The following is a 15908-nucleotide window of genomic DNA, read 5'->3' as shown; positions in this document are numbered from 1 at the left end:
TTTACATTTTGGTTCGTCGTGAACGGCGCCCTGTTTGGGCGCCGTTTTCAGTTTCCGCCAAAGATGCTGCGCAGGATGTTTTCGATCGGATTGTCGCTGGCCACCGGCGCGCGGCGTTGCTGGTCCTGCGGGGCTGGCGCGGGTGCCGGGGCGGGGCGGGGTTGCGGGCGCAGCATCGGCAGGGGTTTGGGATCAATGCCCTCATGCACGCGCATCATGGTTTCCTGCCAGATTTCAGCCGGAAGACCACCGCCAGTGACGCCGCTAAGCGGGGTGTTGTCATCATAGCCCATCCAGACCCCGGCCACATAATCGGCGGTAAAACCCAAAAACCAAGCATCGCGGGCGGCCTGTGTGGTGCCGGTTTTGCCAGCAGCCTCGCGGCCCGGCAGGCGGGCGCGACCGCCGGTGCCACCTTCGATCACCTTGGTCATCATGTAGATGAGTTCCTGCGCGGCACTTTCCTGAATGACGCGCTCGCCGATGCCACCGCCGGTGCCCATCAAGGGCTCGTTCTCGCCCAAGAGCTTCAGTTCGACAAGGCCATAGGGCGTGACAGAGGAGCCGCCGTTGAGAATGCCCGCATAAGCGCCTGTCATTTCCAGAAGCGTGCTTTCAGAGGCCCCAAGCGCCAAGGCCGGGCCTGCGGCCAAATCGCTGTCGATGCCAAAATCGCTGGCCACCTTGCGCACGAGGTCACGCCCCACACTCTCGGAGATTTTGACCGCCGGGATATTGAGGGATTGCGCGAGCGCCTCGGTCAGCGACACGCGACCTTTGTAGTCGCGGGTGTAGTTTTCCGGGCACCAGCGGCCAGAGCCGGGGATATTGAGGCAGTAGGGTTCGTCCACGACAACTGAATCGTAGCTGTAGCCAAGTTCCACGGCCGTGGCGTAGACGAAGGGCTTGAAGGCTGATCCAGTCTGGCGTTTGGCCTGAGTGGCGCGGTTGAAGGCACCCACCACCTTGGTTTTGCGCCCGCCCACCATGCCACGCACCGCACCATCGGCGGACATCACGACAATCGCGGCCTGCGCCTTGGAACCTTCGCGCACTTTTTCGTCAAAGATATAGGTCAGCGCCTCTTCGGCGGCGGTTTGCACGCGCTGATCCAAAGTGGTGCGGATGATCACGTCTTCGGTGGTGTCGCGTGTGAAAAACTCGGGCCCCGACGCCATGACCCAATCGGCGAAATAGCCGCCTGCCTGCCGTTCGGCGGCCTCGGAGAGTTCGGCAGGGTTGGCGAGGGCCAAGGCCGCCTCTTGATCGCTGAGATAGCCCTGACGGCGCATCAGGCCCACCACGACCGAGGCGCGGTTGCGCGAGCGTTCGAGATTGGCGGTCGGTGCGAGGGTCGAGGGTGCTGTCAAAAGCCCTGCAATCATCGCGCCCTCGGCGGGGTTGAGCGTGGCGGCGGATTTGCCGAAATAGCGTTGGGCTGCGGCCTCGGCCCCATAGGCCCCGCCGCCCAGATAGGCGCGGTTGAGATAGACCGAGAGGATCTGGCTCTTGGTGTATTTTACCTCCATCGCCAGGGCGTAGACCGCCTCGCGGGCTTTGCGCGAGAGCGAGGAGCGGCGACAGTCGGCGATGTACTCGGCCTCGCTCTTCCATTCGCTGGCATTATAGGCATTGCCAAAGCAGAGCAGTTTCGCGGTCTGCTGCGTGATGGTCGAGCCGCCGTTGCCCTGCAACGGGCCGCGCCCCTCGTTCAGGTTGATGCGGATGGCGCTGGCAATACCGATGGGGTCAACGCCGGGATGCAGATAAAATCGGCGGTCCTCGGTGGCGATCACGGCATTCTTGAGATGCGGGCTGACGGTTTCGGCGGTGACGATGCCACCAAACTGATCGCCGCGCCAGGCAAAGACCTCTCCGTCGTGATCCAGCAGGGTGACAGAGCCCTTGGCGCGGCCATCCATCAGGGTCTGGAATTCGGGTAGGCTGGTGTAGGTGATGGCTACCATCACGCCCACGACCACAGTGACCACGGCCGTTACCCGCCAGGTAATCCACCAGAGCACGCCGAATATCCAGCGCAGCAGCCCGCCGACCAACCGCACGACCACGTTATTGGAGCGCGCGCGGGCGCGACGTGGCGTGCTCTTGGCCTTGCGCGCGGGTTTTGGTTTGGACGGCACCTTGGCGCTGCGCTTGGGGGCCACCAGAGGCGGTTTTTTCGGTCCTGTCGTGCTCATTGCTGCCCTGCTCGGCCTTGTGTGTTTGGGACAGTTTATAATGCGGGATCGCAAAAGTAGAGACCCCGCGCGCGCGGATCGTGATTTCCGATGTGCGTAAAAAATACGCAAATTAATATTTCAGCACAAATTTTAAGCATATGGGGTGAATTTAGGCGGCGGATTCCTGCCTTGACCCTTCCAGACTCTGCCATCTGCGCCTTTTCTGCATGTGCAAACAACGCGCTGAGACACCGCAAACCGAAAGGGGCAGACGTGAAACTCATCATTGCAACGATAAAGCCGTTCAAGCTGGAAGAGGTCCGCGAGGCGCTGACCGACATCGGCGTACGCGGCATGATGGTGACAGAGATCAAGGGCTTTGGCTCGCAATCCGGCCACACGGAAATCTATCGCGGTGCGGAATACGCCGTGAATTTCGTGCCCAAGATCAAGCTGGAAATCGCGGTTTCTGCCGCGATGGCCGATCAGGTGGTCGAGACCATCACCAAGACCGCCCGCACCGGCAAGATCGGTGACGGCAAGATCTTCGTGCTCGACATCCAGCAAGCCGTGCGCGTGCGCACCGGCGAAACCAACGATGACGCGCTCTGAGCGCGCAGGGGAAAGGATAAACACAATGAATTCCATGCTAAAACTCGGCCTTGCCGCAACGCTGATTGCGCTGCCGCAGATGGGGCTGACCCAAGAGGCGGCGGCTGAGGCCGTGCCCAGCTTTGATGAAATCGGCCCCTATATCATGACGACGCTGCTGTTCTGCATGGCGGGCTTTTTGGTGTTCTTCATGGCGGCGGGTTTTGCCATGCTCGAAGGCGGGCTGGTGCGGTCCAAGAACGTCACGATGCAGATGACCAAGAACATCGTCCTCTATTCCTTTGCAACGATCATGTATTGGCTGGTCGGCTTTAACCTGATGTATCCCGGCGATGGCTGGCTGGTGGCCGGTTGGGTCGGGCCGTTCTTTGCCATGACCGAGCTGGACCCGGTAGGGGTTGCGGCGGCGGATGCGGCGCTTGATTATGCCTCGATCGGTTCTGACTTCTTCTTCCAACTGGTGTTTGTCGCGGCCACAGCGTCGATCGTGTCGGGCGCACTTGCCGAGCGGATCAAGCTTTGGCCGTTCCTTGTGTTTGTCATCGTGCTGACCGGGTTCATGTATCCGATTTCCGGGTCCTGGCAGTGGGGCGGCGGCTGGTTGTCTGAGGCTGGGTTCTCTGACTTTGCTGGCTCGACCGTGGTGCATTCCGTGGGTGGCTGGGCTGCTCTGGCGGGGGCGATCATCCTGGGGCCGCGTCTTGGCAAATATGGCAAAGATGGCAAGGTCACGCCGATGCCGGGTTCGAACCTTGCGCTTGCCACTTTGGGCACATTCATCCTGTGGCTGGGTTGGTTCGGCTTTAACGGTGGTTCGCAATTGGCGATGGGCACCGTGGGCGATGTTTCGGACGTGTCGCGGATCTTTGCCAATACCAATATGGCGGCGGCTGCGGGTTCGATTGCTGCGCTGATCCTGACCCAAGTGCTCTACAAAAAGCCTGACCTGACCATGGTTCTCAACGGCGCATTGGCGGGTCTGGTGTCGATCACCGCAGAGCCGCTTGCACCGAGCCTGTTCGGCGCACTTTGGATCGGGGCTGTTGGCGGTGTGATCGTGGTCTTGGCCGTGCCCATGCTTGACAAGTTCAAGATCGACGATGTGGTTGGTGCCATCCCGGTTCACTTGCTCGCCGGTATCTGGGGCACGCTTGCCGTGGTCTTCTATGGCGATGCCAGCCTCGGCACGCAGCTTCTGGGGATCTTTGCCTACGGTGCCTTTACCTTTACCGTCAGCATCGTGATCTGGCTGATCATCAAGGGCACCATGGGTCTGCGGGTCGATCAAGAGACCGAGATCAACGGGCTCGACATGGCGGAAATGGGCATGGAAGCCTATCCTGAATTCTCCAAGAGCTGATCCTTCTCCTTCCTGACAGATCTTGAGAGAGCTTGCCCGGGCGTTCGCGCCCGGGCTTTTTATTCTGTGCGGGGTTTGATGCCCTCTCTGGCAGAATCGTGGCGATCTGTGCTAAGTCTAGCGGTATGAACAGCCACAACCCCAAGATACGCGCAGACCGCCCCCAAATTCGTCAGTTGGACGAGGGGGCGATCAATCGCATTGCGGCGGGAGAGGTGGTGGAGCGGCCCGCCTCGGCGGTCAAGGAATTGGTGGAAAACGCGCTTGATGCCGGGGCCACCCGGATTGAAGTGAGCTATGCCGATGGGGGCAAGACGCTGATCCGCGTCAGCGATGATGGCTGTGGCATGACGCCGGATGAGTTGCCACTGGCGCTTGCGCGGCATGCCACGTCCAAGATCGACGGATCGGACCTTTTGAATATTCATTCCTTTGGGTTTCGTGGCGAGGCGTTGCCGTCCTTGGGGGCGGTCGGGCGGCTGACGATTGTGTCGCGTGCGGGTGCAGAGGCGGCTGAGATGACCGTTGCCGGTGGGCAGATGGGTGCGGTCAAACCCGCCGCGTTGAACAGTGGTACGGTGGTGACGCTGCGTGATCTGTTTTACGCCACGCCCGCGCGGCTTAAGTTCATGCGCTCGGACCGGGCAGAGGCGCAGGCGATTGCCGATACGGTCAAGCGGTTGGCGATGGCGGAGCCGTTTGTGGGGTTCACCCTGCGCGATGTGTCTGGCGGGGGCGAAGGGCGGATCGTGTTTCGTGCCGATCCTGAAAGCGGCGATTTGTTTGACGCGCTGCACGGGCGATTGGCGCGGGTTCTGGGGGCGGAGTTCGCCGAAAATGCGCTGAAGATTGATGCCACGCGCGAGGGGCTGCGCCTGACCGGCTATGCCGCGCTGCCCACTTATGCGCGGGGATCAGCCGTGGCGCAGTATCTCTTTGTCAATGGCCGCCCGGTGCGGGACAAGATGCTTTATGGCGCGCTGCGTGCTGCCTATCAGGATGTGCTCAGCCGGGACCGGCACCCGGCCGCGGCGCTGTTTCTGGGCTGTGATCCCACGCTGGTTGATGTGAACGTGCATCCGGCGAAATCTGAGGTGCGGTTTCGCGATCCGGGGCTGGCGCGAGGGCTGATCGTATCGGGGTTGCGGCATGCCTTGGCGGAGGCGGGGCATCGGGCGTCAACCACGGTGGCGGGGGCCACCTTGGGCGCGTTTCGGGCGGAACCGGCGGGGCGCATCTATCAGATGGACCGCCCGTCGCCGCAGGCACGCAGCCTGGCCTATCAGGCACAAGCGCCCGGTTTTGCCGATATGGGCGCGGATTGGAGCGCGCGGGTTGAGAGCGCGCCAGAGCCGGAGGTAGAGGAACAGCCCGCCACGGCGTTGCCACTTGGGGCCGCGCGGGCGCAGGTGCATGAGAATTACATCATCGCCCAGACCGAGACCGGCATGGTCATTGTCGATCAGCACGCCGCCCATGAGCGTCTGGTGTATGAGCGGCTGAAACGCCAGATGGCCGAGAGCGGGATCGCGGCGCAAGCGCTGCTGATCCCTGAGATTGTCGATCTTTCCGAAGCCGATTGCGCGTTGTTGATGGACCATGCCGAAGAGTTGGCCGGGATGGGGCTGGGGATCGAACCGTTTGGGTCGGGCAGCCTTGCGGTGCGCGAAACCCCCGCCATCCTCGGGACGGTCAATGCGGGCGCGCTTTTGCGCGATATCTTGGACGAGTTGCAGGATCAGGGCGCAAGCGGCACGTTGAAATTGCGGATCGACGCGATCCTGAGCCGCGTGGCCTGTCATGGCTCGGTCCGGTCAGGTCGCCGGATGAGCGCGGATGAGATGAACGCCCTTTTGCGCGAGATGGAGCGCACGCCGATGTCGGGGCAATGCAACCACGGGCGGCCGACCTATGTGGAATTGCGGCTATCGGATATTGAACGGCTGTTCGGGCGCACATGATCCAGATTGGCGGTCAGACCTATGCGTTTGACGATCCCGCCGTTGTGGCAGTGGTGATCGGCGCGGCGGTGTTGCTGCTGATCCTTCTGCTGCTCATCCTTGCGCTGCGCGCCGCCAATCGGTCGGCGCGGCTGGCAGAGCCGCTCGCCTATCAGATGGGGCAATTGGGGCAGCGGGTGCAGGGGCTGTCGGATGGGCAGCATCAGCTTGCCGGTGGCCTAAACCATGTGTCCGAGGCGCAGGCGGCGGCGCAATCGCATCTGTTGCAACTGATGGAAAAGCGGTTGGCGCAGGTAAGCCATGCCATGACCGAGAACCTGCAAGGCACCTCGCGGCGCACGGCGCAATCGCTTGGGGAATTGCAGCAGCGCCTGCAAGCCATCGACAAGGCGCAGGACAATATCACCAAGCTGTCGGGTGATGTGCTGTCGTTGCAGGATATTCTGTCAAACAAGCAGACGCGGGGGGCGTTTGGGGAAATTCAGCTCACGGATATTGTCACCAAGGCGCTGCCATCGGACAGTTACACATTGCAAGCGACGCTGTCGAATGGGAGGCGGGCGGATTGTCTTATTCATCTGCCCAATCCACCGGGGCCAATTTGCATTGACAGTAAATTCCCGTTGGAGGCCTATGAGGCGCTGCGCCGGGCCAAGACTGACGGGGAATTGGCCGAGGCGGCGCGAGGTATGCGCACGGCGGTGCGCAAGCATATCAAGGATATTTCCGAGAAATACATCCTTGAGGGCGAGACCGCCGATGGCGCGCTGATGTTCCTGCCCTCTGAGGCGGTCTATGCCGAGTTGCACGCCAATTTCCCCGAGGTGGTGCGCGATGGTTTTGCCGCGCGGGTTTGGATCGTGTCACCCACAACCTGCATGGCCACGCTCAACACCATGCGCGCAATCCTCAAGGATGCGCGAATGCGCGAGCAGGCGGGGGCAATCCGGCGGGAACTAGGCCTTTTGTTCGCGGATGTGGAGCGGTTGGGCGCACGGGTTGAAAACCTGGACCGGCATTTCACTCTGGCGGCCAAGGATGTGGCGGAAATCCGGATTTCGGCGGACAAGGCGGGACGACGGGCGCGACGGCTGGATAATTTCGATTTCGAGGAACTGGCCCCCGAGACCGATCCGGCCATCGTGCCGCTGGTCAAGGGCAGCTAAGGGGCTTTCGCTCTGGTTCTGCAAGGTGACGTCGCGGCAAACCGTGCTATCTTGCTCAAGACCAAGAGGAGGGCTGCTGATGATCCGACTTGTCTTGTTCGTTTTGATGCTGGCCGCGCCTGCCACCGCGCAGGATCGTCGGCCAAGCCATTGTATTGCGCTTGCCGATGCGACGCCGGGGATGGAATACCTGCACCGGGCCAGTTTTCGCGCGCCGCTGCCCGAGTATACCGTGCGGCTGCGCTATATCGCGCATGCGTCCTTTCTCATTCAGGCGGGCGGATACAATGCCGTGACAGATTTCACCGGCTTTATCGGCAGCGCCAATCTGATCCCCGATGTTGTCACGATGAATCACGCGCATGAAACGCATTGGACCGCCTTTCCCGATCCGGCAATCCCGCATGTGCTGCGCGGTTGGGGGGAATATGGCGTGGGGGCCGATCATCACCTTGATCTGGGCGGGCTGGTGGTGCGCAATGTGCCCACCGATATCCGGTCGGGCGGCGCGGTGGAGCAGAATGGCAATTCGATTTTTGTCTTTGAGGCTGAGGGGCTGTGCATCGCCCATCTGGGGCATTTGCATCACGAGCCGTCGGACGATCAATATGCCGCTCTTGGCCGGATGGATGTGGTGATGGCCCCCGTTGATGGCGGCTTTACCATGAATATCGAGAATATGATGAACGTGCTCAGGCGGGTGAAGGCGTCGATCGTGCTGCCGATGCACTGGTTTGGCGATAGCACGCTGGAGCGGTTTCTGGCGGGGATGGAAGGCGAATTTGCCATTTCCCGCCCCGGTGTGAGCGAGATTGAGGTCTCTTTGCGCAGCCTGCCAGACCGGCCTACCATCGTGGTGCTGCGGCCTGCGTGGCTGCGGGATAACGAGTGACGGGCCGGTCGGGCGGTAGCAGACGGTGGCAGGATCTTTTGCTGCGCAGTCAGGCGATCAAGATCACTCCTCTGTGGGCGGATTTTGCACCCTGTTGACCACCCAAAAGAAGATACCTGCAAAAACGCCAAGGACACCCCAAGTGATCCCGTTGGCGATAGCAAAGCGTGCGGTTTCGCCAAATGAGATGCCATCTGAGGACAGATTGATCAGGATGTAGAGGAGCGGTGCTGCAAAAAGGCCGAATCCAGCGCCACCGGCGGCCCCCAGAATGGCCCAAGTCATATAAGAGTTCGTGGTCATGCGCGTTTCCTGTGTCTCGGTTTCGGTTTTCCGCCGTTGGCGGCGTGGTCTAAGTCGACAAACCCGTTCCCGCCGACTCCCGTGAGCGCAAGATGCCTGCACAGGCTGCTGGTTTCATAAAGCGCGGGAAGGCCGGGGATTTATCGTGTGTCCTGCCGGTGAAATAAGTCACCGAGACACGATATCAATAATTTAACAGGCACCGGGCCGGTTCAATTTCTACGCATGCGGCGAGAGCTGTGGGTATTCGGCGGCTTTAATGCCAGCCCGCATCAGGCCGGCACGCGCAGCACCCGTGGAACCTTGAATTCGACGTTTTCCTGCGCGGTTTCCACCTGTTCGACGGTCACGTCATAGCGGGCGCGGAAGGCGTCGATGACCTCGTTCACCAGCACTTCGGGGGCAGAGGCCCCGGCGGTGATGCCGATGCTGCGGATACCGCCCAACGCCCGCCAGTCGATGTCGGTGGCGCGTTGCACAAGCTGGGAATAGGCGCAGCCCGCGCGCGCGCCGACCTCGACCAGACGTTTGGAGTTTGACGAATTGGGGGCACCCACGACGAGCATGGCTTCGGCCTTTTCGGCCATGGCCTTGACCGCCTCTTGGCGGTTGGTGGTGGCGTAGCAGATGTCTTCTTTGTGCGGGCCGACAATGGCCGGAAACCGGGCCTGAAGGGCGGCAACCACCTCGGCGGTATCGTCGACCGAAAGGGTGGTTTGGGTGACAAAGGCGAGGCGGGCAGGATCGCGGACGTCGAGCGTGGCCACATCGGCGGGGGTTTCGACCAAGAGCACTTCGCCATCCGGCAATTGCCCCATGGTGCCCACGGTTTCGGGATGGCCCGCGTGGCCGATCATCACGATTTGCAGCCCGTTGTCATGGTGGCGTTCCGCCTCGATATGTACTTTGCTGACCAGCGGGCAGGTGGCATCGACATAGAGCATTTGGCGGGCGGCGGCCTCTGCCGGGACGGATTTGGGCACGCCATGGGCGGAAAAGATCACGGGCCGGTCGGTGGGGCACTCATCCAGTTCTTCGACGAAAACCGCCCCCTTGGCGCGCAGGTCATCGACCACGAATTTATTGTGCACAATCTCGTGGCGCACATAGACCGGCGCCCCCCATTTCGCGAGCGCCATCTCTACGATCTTGATGGCGCGGTCCACACCGGCGCAAAAGCCGCGCGGGGCGGCGAGGTAGAGGGTAAGGGGGGGCTTTGTCATCGCGGGTCTCCTGCTTGGGGACAGAGGTAAGGCAGGTGGGCGCGCGCGTAAAGGGCGGGGTGGGAAATAGCGGCGTCGGAGGTGCGGTGGTAGAGAATTACAAGCCGGATCTCTTGTCTATGACCCGCGCGAATAGCACCGAAGGTGCCGCGCGGATCGCTGGGCCGTCTAGCGGCCTAGCGATTTTGAGAGGGCGCGGATCGCTGATGGGTCACACGGATTTTGCTGGCATAAAGTGGCAACCACGACTGTTGCTTCGCTAGTCCCCGGCCCAGCATTCCGCGCGGTCCTGTTCTTGCTGCACGCGACAGTAAAGTCACCGCCCCCTCAGCCCATCGTCTGCGCTGTGATCCAGGCCAACACGATATAGCGCCCGGTTTTGGCAATCGTGACCAGCACGAGAAAGAGCCAGACCGGCGTGCGCAGAACCCCGGCGATCACGGTAAAGGCATCGCCCAGAGGTGCCCAACTGAGCAGCAAGGTCCAGACCCCCCAACGGGCATACCAGCGTTCGGCCCGCGCCATTTGCGCTGCATTGGCGGGAAACCAGCGGCGGTGACGAAACCGCTCGATGCCGCGCCCCATGACATAGTTGACCACGGCCCCCAGCGTGTTGCCGATGCTGGCCACCACGACGAGCGCGGTCAAGGATAGGGTGCCCGCCAGTTGCAGGCCGACAAATACCACTTCGGATTGAAAGGGCAGGATGGTCGCCGCGCCGAATGCAGCCGCGAAAAGCCCGGCCATTTGCGCAAAAACGCCCGGATCACCCATGCTCATGCAGGGGTGATCCGGGCGCTGATGTGGTGCCTAACGGGTAGGTCACTCGGTCTCGGCATAGGCCTCTTGGCGGTCGTTCTGAATGTCGCGCGGCGGACGGCCGATAACATCCTTGAGATCTGCCAATTCGATGAAATTGTCCGCTTGGCGGCGCAAATCGTCCGAGATCATCGGCGGCTGGCTTCGAATGGTCGAGACCACGGAAACACGCACGCCCTGACGTTGCAGACTTTCGACCAAGGGTCGGAAATCGCCATCGCCGGAGAACAGCACAACATGATCAACACGCGGTGCGAGTTCCATCGCATCCACCGTCAGCTCGATATCCATGTTGCCCTTGACCTTGCGACGGCCTTGGCTGTCAGTGTATTCCTTGGCCGGTTTCGTGACCATGGAGTAGCCATTGTAATGCAACCAATCGACCAAAGGGCGGATCGGTGAATACTCGTCATTTTCCAACAGTGCAGTATAGTAAAAAGCGCGCAGCAACTTGCCACGGCGCATGAACTCGGATCTCAGCAACTTGTAGTCGATGTCGAACCCAAGCGCCTTACCGGCGGCATAGAGATTCGATCCGTCTATGAACAAGGCTAAACGCTCGTCCTTGTAAAACATCTTAAATGTCCTTCCGAATGGTCATGTCTTGCCTGGGAGTGTGTGAGTGGTGTGAGTGGTGAAGGCAGGACAGAGTAACAACGATAATTAGGGGTTTAGAATTCTGCATGCAAGGGCATGTTACGTCAGGATAAGATAGGGGAGCGATGACTTTGGATCAACAATGCTTGATCGCGATGGGTGGAAACTTGCCGTTCGGTGCGTCGCGCCCCGAGGCGACCCTCACCGAGGCCCTTGTGCGATTGCGCGAAGAGGGGGTCGAAATTCTCGGTGTGAGTCGGTTTTTTCGCACACCGGCCTTTCCTGCCGGGGCGGGTCCGGATTTTGTAAATGCGGCGGCGGTGCTGCGTGTTGCGCAAGAGCCAGAGGCGTTGCTTGCGCTTTTGCACCGGGTTGAGGCGGCCTTTGGTCGCAGGCGCGAGACGCGGTGGGGGCAACGGACGCTGGACCTCGACCTGATCGCGGTGGGGGGGCGTGTGCTGCCTGATCTTGCGGGGTTCGAGGCGTGGCAAAGGCTGACGCCCGATGAGCAGCAAAGCCGCGCGCCCGACCAGCTGATCCTGCCGCATCCGCGCCTGCACGAGCGCGCTTTCGTCTTGGTGCCGCTTGCGGATGTCGCCCCCGACTGGGTGCATCCGGTGCTGGGCCGGTCGGTGCAACAGATGCTGGACGACCTGCCACGAGCCGCGCGCGACGAGGTCGAGGCGCTTTGATTCTCTGCTTGTAAATCCCGGTTTGACACCCTAAATACAAGGCTTCTTGAAATCTGCCCTAACCCGTCCCGGAGGTCTGATGGCCCGCGTTACCACAGAAGATTGCGTTGACAAGGTTCCGAACCGTTTTGATCTGGTGATGCTTGCCGCACACCGCGCTCGCGAAATTGCGGCGGGATCGCCTTTGACGGTGGACCGTGACAACGACAAGAACCCCGTTGTGGCACTGCGTGAAATCGCAGAGGAAACGCAGGCGGCGGATGATCTGCGCGAGCGGCTGATCGAGTCGAATCAGACTCAGATCGAAGTCGATGAGCCCGAAGAAGATTCCATGGCCCTGTTGATGGGCGGTGATGTGGACAAGCCTAACACCGACGACATGTCGGAAGAAAAGCTGCTGCGCGCCCTGATGGAAGCACAGGGTCAGGGGTAACTCCGGCCCCTACGGCAAGGCGCGACCCCGATGATCGCCGTTGACGACCTGATCACGCTGGTGCGCCACTATAATCCCCGCACGGACGAGGCATTGATACGCGCGGCCTATGACTTTGGCCGTGCCATGCACGAAGGGCAGTTTCGCCATTCGGGCGAGCCCTATTTTACCCATCCCGTTGCCGTGGCCGCCATCCTGACAGAGCAGCGGCTGGACGATGCGACAATCATCACCGCCCTCTTGCATGACACGATCGAGGATACCAAAGCCTCGTATCAGATCGTGTCAGACAAGTTTGGCCGCGAGGTGGCTGATCTGGTGGATGGCGTCACCAAGCTGACCAATCTGCAACTGTCGAATTCCGAAACCAAGCAGGCCGAGAACTTTCGCAAGCTGTTCATGGCGATGTCCAAGGATTTGCGGGTCATTCTGGTCAAGCTGGCCGACCGTCTGCACAATATGCGCACCATCAAGGCGATGCGCCCCGAAAAACAGGCGCAAAAGGCGCGCGAGACCATGGATATTTATGGTCCGCTGGCGGGGCGCATGGGTATGCAATGGATGCGCGAAGAGCTGGAGGATCTGGCCTTTCGCGTGCTCAACCCCGAGGCACGTGCCAGTATCATCCGCCGCTTTATCACCCTGCAACGCGAGACCGGCGATGTGGTCGAGCGGATCACCGGCGACATGCGGCACGAATTGGACAAGGCGGGCATTGAGGCGGATGTGTTTGGCCGCGCCAAAAAACCCTATTCGATCTGGCGCAAGATGCAGGAAAAGGAGATGGGGTTTTCGCGGCTGTCGGATATTTACGGCTTTCGCGTGATCACCCGGTCTGAAAATGATTGCTACCGTGCGCTTGGGGCTATTCACCAACGCTGGCGCGCGGTGCCGGGGCGGTTCAAGGATTATATCAGCCAACCCAAATCGAACGGCTATCGGTCGATTCACACCACCGTTTCGGGGCGTGACGGCAAGCGGGTCGAGGTGCAGATCCGCACGCAGGCCATGCATGACGTGGCCGAAACCGGCGTGGCCGCCCATTGGTCCTATCGCGATGGGGTGCGGTCTGAGAATCCCTTTGCCGTCGATCCGGCCAAGTGGATTTCGAGCGTCAGCGAGCAGTTCGACGCCGAGGAGGATCACGAGGATTTTCTCGAAGCGGTCAAGCTCGAGATGTATGCGGACCAAGTGTTCTGCTTTACCCCCAAGGGCGATGTGATCAAACTTCCGCGTGGGGCCACGCCGATTGATTTTGCCTATGCCATTCACACCCGGATTGGTCATGCCTGTGTCGGGGCCAAGGTGGACGGGATGCGCGTGCCGCTCTGGACACGGGTCAAGAATGGCCAATCGGTCGAGGTGATCACCGCCGACGGGCAGACGCCACAGGCGACATGGCTTGATATTGCCACCACCGGCAAGGCCCGCGCCGCCATCCGGCGGGCTCTGCGCGAGTTGGACCGTGATCGCTATATCAAGCTGGGGCGGGAATTGGCGCGTTCAGCGTTCGAGCATGTGGGCAAGAAGGCCACCGACAAAGCCTTGGAGGCTGCGGCGCGCACGTTGCGTCTGCGGGATGCCGATGAGGTGCGCGCGCGGTTGGGCAGTGCCGAGTTGACCGCGCATCAAGTGTTGCATGCCGTTTACCCGGACCTCATGCCTGAGGCGGGCAATGAGGTGACGCGCGACCGCGCGGTGATCGGTCTGGGCGCGGATCAGAGTTTTGAGCGGGCCCGCTGTTGTCAGCCGTTGCCGGGCGAGCGTATCGTGGGCATCACCTATCGCGGGCGGGGCGTGGTGATCCATGCCATCGACTGTGAAACCCTGTCGCAATACGATCAGCAGCCTGACCGTTGGATGGACCTGCATTGGCACACCGGCACGCATCCGGCGGCCTATGATGTGACGCTGGATCTGACCATTGGTAACGATGCCGGGGTTCTGGGGCGGATTTGCACCTTGATCGGCGAGCAGAAGGCCAATATCTCGGACCTGACATTCGTGGACCGGAAACCGGATTTCTATCGTCTTTTGATTGATGTCGAGTTGCGCGATGCCGAGCATTTGCACGGTGTGCTCTCGGCGCTTGATGCGGAAAGCGATGTCGCCGCTGTCGAGCGCTATCGAGATCCGTCCCGCGTGGGGGCGGGCTGACATCAACCCGAGGAGCCGCGCAGGTGGTATTCAGACGTCGTGACAGACGCCCCTGGTGGAAGGTTATTGCCGGGTTTCTCTGGCCCAAGGGCGGGTGGGGGCGGGCGTTCAGCTATGTCCGGCATCGCCTGAACCGTTTGCCCGATCCGCCCGACCGCATCGCGCGCGGTATTTTCGCGGGTGTCTTCACGACCTTTACCCCGTTTTATGGTTTTCATTTCATCGTGGCGGCCACGCTGGCGTGGATTTTGCGCGGCAATATTCCGGCGGCCCTGTTGGGCACATTCTTTGGCAATCCGCTCACATATGTGCCCATCGGGGTGGTATCACTTCAGACCGGGCACGCGATGCTGGGGCGCAGCACCTTGGCCGAGGATGAGATCAGCCGCTCGCTCGGGGGAAAGTTTCTGGATGCCGGGGATGACCTGAAGAACAACTTTCTGGCAATCTTCATGGATCACAAGGCGGATTGGAGCGGTCTGAAGCTCTTTTATGACGATGTGTTCTTTCCCTATATGATCGGGGGGATTGTGCCGGGGATCGTTACGGCACTTGCGGCCTATTACATCAGCCTGCCGGTGATCACCGCCTATCAGCACCGCCGCAAAGGCGCGCTCAAGGCCAAGTGGGTGGCGATGAAGGAAAAGAAGGCGGCCAAGGAAAAACAGGCGCACAAGGCTGACGAGGCGGGAAAACCGGACTAGGTTACGCCTCGAGTCGCGGATCAATCACGGGAGAAGCCGATGTCGGCAGGAAAGAAGCTACGCCTAGGCGTGAATATCGACCATGTGGCAACGGTGCGGAACGCGCGTGGTGGGGCCTATCCGGATCCCCTGCGCGCGGCGAGGATTGCGCAAGAGGCGGGGGCTGATGGCATCACCGCCCATCTGCGCGAGGATCGGCGGCATATCTCTGATGCGGATATCGACGGGCTGATGGAAGTGCTGACGGTGCCACTCAATTTCGAGATGGCCGCGACCGACGAGATGCAGCGGATTGCCCTGCGCCACAAACCGCATGCCGTCTGCATCGTGCCGGAAAAGCGCGAGGAACGTACCACCGAGGGCGGGCTGGAAGTGGCGCGCGAGGAAAACCGGCTGGCGCATTTCATAGCGCCGCTGCGCGAGGCAGGGTGTCGCGTGTCGATCTTTATCGCCGCTGACAAAAGGCAGATCGAGGCGGCGCATCGCATCGGGGCCGAGGTGATCGAATTGCACACCGGCGCCTATTGCGATGCCCATGCCGAGGGGCATGTCGACGCCCGCGACCGCGAGTTGGAGAGCCTGCGCGAGATGACGGCCTATGCCCATTCTCTGGGGCTAGAGGTGCATGCGGGGCATGGATTGAACTATGAAACGGTAAAGCCGGTCGCGGCCTTTCCCGAGGTGATGGAGCTCAACATCGGGCATTTCCTGATTGGCGAGTCGATCTTTCGCGGATTGGGCCCGGCCATTGCAGAGATGCGTCGGCTGATGGACGAGGCGCGGGGGTGACGGTGCGCGGGGGCGCTCTG

15 protein-coding genes are annotated in these 15908 nt (G+C 61.2%); 10 read left to right on the top strand and 5 right to left on the bottom strand.

Features of this window, described 5'->3' with window-relative positions; translation table 11 throughout:
* Positions 1–47 precede the first annotated feature (47 nt).
* Positions 48–2198 carry a transglycosylase domain-containing protein gene (locus tag RAK1035_RS01460; RefSeq protein ID WP_008279100.1) on the bottom strand — a complete coding sequence of 717 codons (2151 nt, stop codon included), beginning with the start codon at positions 2196–2198 and terminating at the stop codon, positions 48–50.
* A 255-nt stretch (positions 2199–2453) separates the two neighbouring features.
* On the opposite strand from RAK1035_RS01460, the gene RAK1035_RS01455 reads away from it, so the two are divergent.
* The 5 genes from RAK1035_RS01455 (at position 2454) to RAK1035_RS01435 (ending at position 8171) form a co-directional block, all read left to right on the top strand.
* Positions 2454–2792 carry a P-II family nitrogen regulator gene (locus tag RAK1035_RS01455; RefSeq protein ID WP_008279099.1) on the top strand — a complete coding sequence of 113 codons (339 nt, stop codon included), beginning with the start codon at positions 2454–2456 and terminating at the stop codon, positions 2790–2792.
* Positions 2793–2817: 25 nt separating this feature from the next.
* A complete protein-coding gene (locus RAK1035_RS01450) occupies positions 2818–4152 on the top strand; it encodes an ammonium transporter (RefSeq protein ID WP_008279098.1) in 1335 nt (444 codons plus the stop codon).
* 125 nt (positions 4153–4277) lie between these two features.
* Positions 4278–6113, top strand: coding sequence for a DNA mismatch repair endonuclease MutL (gene mutL, locus RAK1035_RS01445; protein ID WP_008279097.1), 1836 nt, complete (start codon positions 4278–4280; stop codon positions 6111–6113).
* Positions 6110–7279, top strand: coding sequence for a DNA recombination protein RmuC (locus RAK1035_RS01440; RefSeq protein ID WP_008279096.1), 1170 nt, complete (start codon positions 6110–6112; stop codon positions 7277–7279). The genes mutL and RAK1035_RS01440 overlap by 4 nt, the downstream gene beginning before the upstream one ends.
* Positions 7280–7358: 79 nt before the next feature.
* A complete protein-coding gene (locus tag RAK1035_RS01435; protein WP_008279095.1) occupies positions 7359–8171 on the top strand; it encodes an MBL fold metallo-hydrolase in 813 nt (270 codons plus the stop codon).
* A 63-nt stretch (positions 8172–8234) separates the two neighbouring features.
* On the opposite strand, the gene RAK1035_RS01430 is transcribed toward RAK1035_RS01435, so the two are convergent.
* The 4 genes from RAK1035_RS01430 to RAK1035_RS01415 all read right to left on the bottom strand — a co-directional run bounded on the left by RAK1035_RS01430 (position 8235) and on the right by RAK1035_RS01415 (position 11092).
* Positions 8235–8474 (bottom strand): hypothetical protein, encoded by a 240-nt coding sequence (locus tag RAK1035_RS01430; protein ID WP_008279094.1) that lies wholly within the window; start codon positions 8472–8474, stop codon positions 8235–8237.
* 272 nt (positions 8475–8746) lie between these two features.
* Positions 8747–9697 (bottom strand): 4-hydroxy-3-methylbut-2-enyl diphosphate reductase, encoded by a 951-nt coding sequence (gene ispH, locus RAK1035_RS01425; RefSeq protein ID WP_008279093.1) that lies wholly within the window; start codon positions 9695–9697, stop codon positions 8747–8749.
* Positions 9698–10024: 327 nt separating this feature from the next.
* A complete protein-coding gene (locus tag RAK1035_RS01420) occupies positions 10025–10477 on the bottom strand; it encodes a YqaA family protein (protein ID WP_008279092.1) in 453 nt (150 codons plus the stop codon).
* A 42-nt stretch (positions 10478–10519) separates the two neighbouring features.
* Positions 10520–11092, bottom strand: a complete 573-nt coding sequence (locus tag RAK1035_RS01415) for a LabA-like NYN domain-containing protein (protein ID WP_008279091.1) — start codon at positions 11090–11092, stop codon at positions 10520–10522.
* A 146-nt stretch (positions 11093–11238) separates the two neighbouring features.
* Between RAK1035_RS01415 and folK the strand changes: the two genes are divergently transcribed.
* The 5 genes from folK (at position 11239) to RAK1035_RS01390 (ending at position 15888) form a co-directional block, all read left to right on the top strand.
* Positions 11239–11805 (top strand): 2-amino-4-hydroxy-6-hydroxymethyldihydropteridine diphosphokinase, encoded by a 567-nt coding sequence (gene folK, locus RAK1035_RS01410; protein ID WP_008279090.1) that lies wholly within the window; start codon positions 11239–11241, stop codon positions 11803–11805.
* A 79-nt stretch (positions 11806–11884) separates the two neighbouring features.
* Positions 11885–12238, top strand: a complete 354-nt coding sequence (gene rpoZ / locus RAK1035_RS01405; RefSeq protein ID WP_008279089.1) for a DNA-directed RNA polymerase subunit omega — start codon at positions 11885–11887, stop codon at positions 12236–12238.
* Between the two features lie 30 nt (positions 12239–12268).
* A complete protein-coding gene (locus RAK1035_RS01400; RefSeq protein WP_008279088.1) occupies positions 12269–14395 on the top strand; it encodes a RelA/SpoT family protein in 2127 nt (708 codons plus the stop codon).
* A 23-nt stretch (positions 14396–14418) separates the two neighbouring features.
* Positions 14419–15099, top strand: a complete 681-nt coding sequence (locus RAK1035_RS01395; RefSeq protein WP_037296645.1) for a DUF2062 domain-containing protein — start codon at positions 14419–14421, stop codon at positions 15097–15099.
* A 39-nt stretch (positions 15100–15138) separates the two neighbouring features.
* Positions 15139–15888 carry a pyridoxine 5'-phosphate synthase gene (locus tag RAK1035_RS01390; protein ID WP_008279086.1) on the top strand — a complete coding sequence of 250 codons (750 nt, stop codon included), beginning with the start codon at positions 15139–15141 and terminating at the stop codon, positions 15886–15888.
* Positions 15889–15908: the final 20 nt, after the last annotated feature.

Origin of the sequence: Roseovarius sp. AK1035 (assembly GCF_003288315.1) — a bacterium.
Classification (GTDB): domain Bacteria; phylum Pseudomonadota; class Alphaproteobacteria; order Rhodobacterales; family Rhodobacteraceae; genus Roseovarius; species Roseovarius mucosus_A.
Note: the sequence above shows the minus strand (reverse complement) of the source record. Positions and strands in the feature narration are given on the sequence as shown.

Coding starts and splice junctions, on each gene's coding strand:
- RAK1035_RS01430 (WP_008279094.1), bottom strand. CDS start 8,474: ATGACCACGAACTCTTATATGACTTGGGCCATTCTGGGGGCCGCCGGT.
- rpoZ (WP_008279089.1), top strand. CDS start 11,885: ATGGCCCGCGTTACCACAGAAGATTGCGTTGACAAGGTTCCGAACCGT.
- RAK1035_RS01435 (WP_008279095.1), top strand. CDS start 7,359: ATGATCCGACTTGTCTTGTTCGTTTTGATGCTGGCCGCGCCTGCCACC.
- RAK1035_RS01390 (WP_008279086.1), top strand. CDS start 15,139: ATGTCGGCAGGAAAGAAGCTACGCCTAGGCGTGAATATCGACCATGTG.
- RAK1035_RS01415 (WP_008279091.1), bottom strand. CDS start 11,092: ATGTTTTACAAGGACGAGCGTTTAGCCTTGTTCATAGACGGATCGAAT.
- RAK1035_RS01400 (WP_008279088.1), top strand. CDS start 12,269: ATGATCGCCGTTGACGACCTGATCACGCTGGTGCGCCACTATAATCCC.
- RAK1035_RS01450 (WP_008279098.1), top strand. CDS start 2,818: ATGAATTCCATGCTAAAACTCGGCCTTGCCGCAACGCTGATTGCGCTG.
- mutL (WP_008279097.1), top strand. CDS start 4,278: ATGAACAGCCACAACCCCAAGATACGCGCAGACCGCCCCCAAATTCGT.
- folK (WP_008279090.1), top strand. CDS start 11,239: ATGACTTTGGATCAACAATGCTTGATCGCGATGGGTGGAAACTTGCCG.
- RAK1035_RS01460 (WP_008279100.1), bottom strand. CDS start 2,198: ATGAGCACGACAGGACCGAAAAAACCGCCTCTGGTGGCCCCCAAGCGC.
- ispH (WP_008279093.1), bottom strand. CDS start 9,697: ATGACAAAGCCCCCCCTTACCCTCTACCTCGCCGCCCCGCGCGGCTTT.
- RAK1035_RS01440 (WP_008279096.1), top strand. CDS start 6,110: ATGATCCAGATTGGCGGTCAGACCTATGCGTTTGACGATCCCGCCGTT.
- RAK1035_RS01420 (WP_008279092.1), bottom strand. CDS start 10,477: ATGAGCATGGGTGATCCGGGCGTTTTTGCGCAAATGGCCGGGCTTTTC.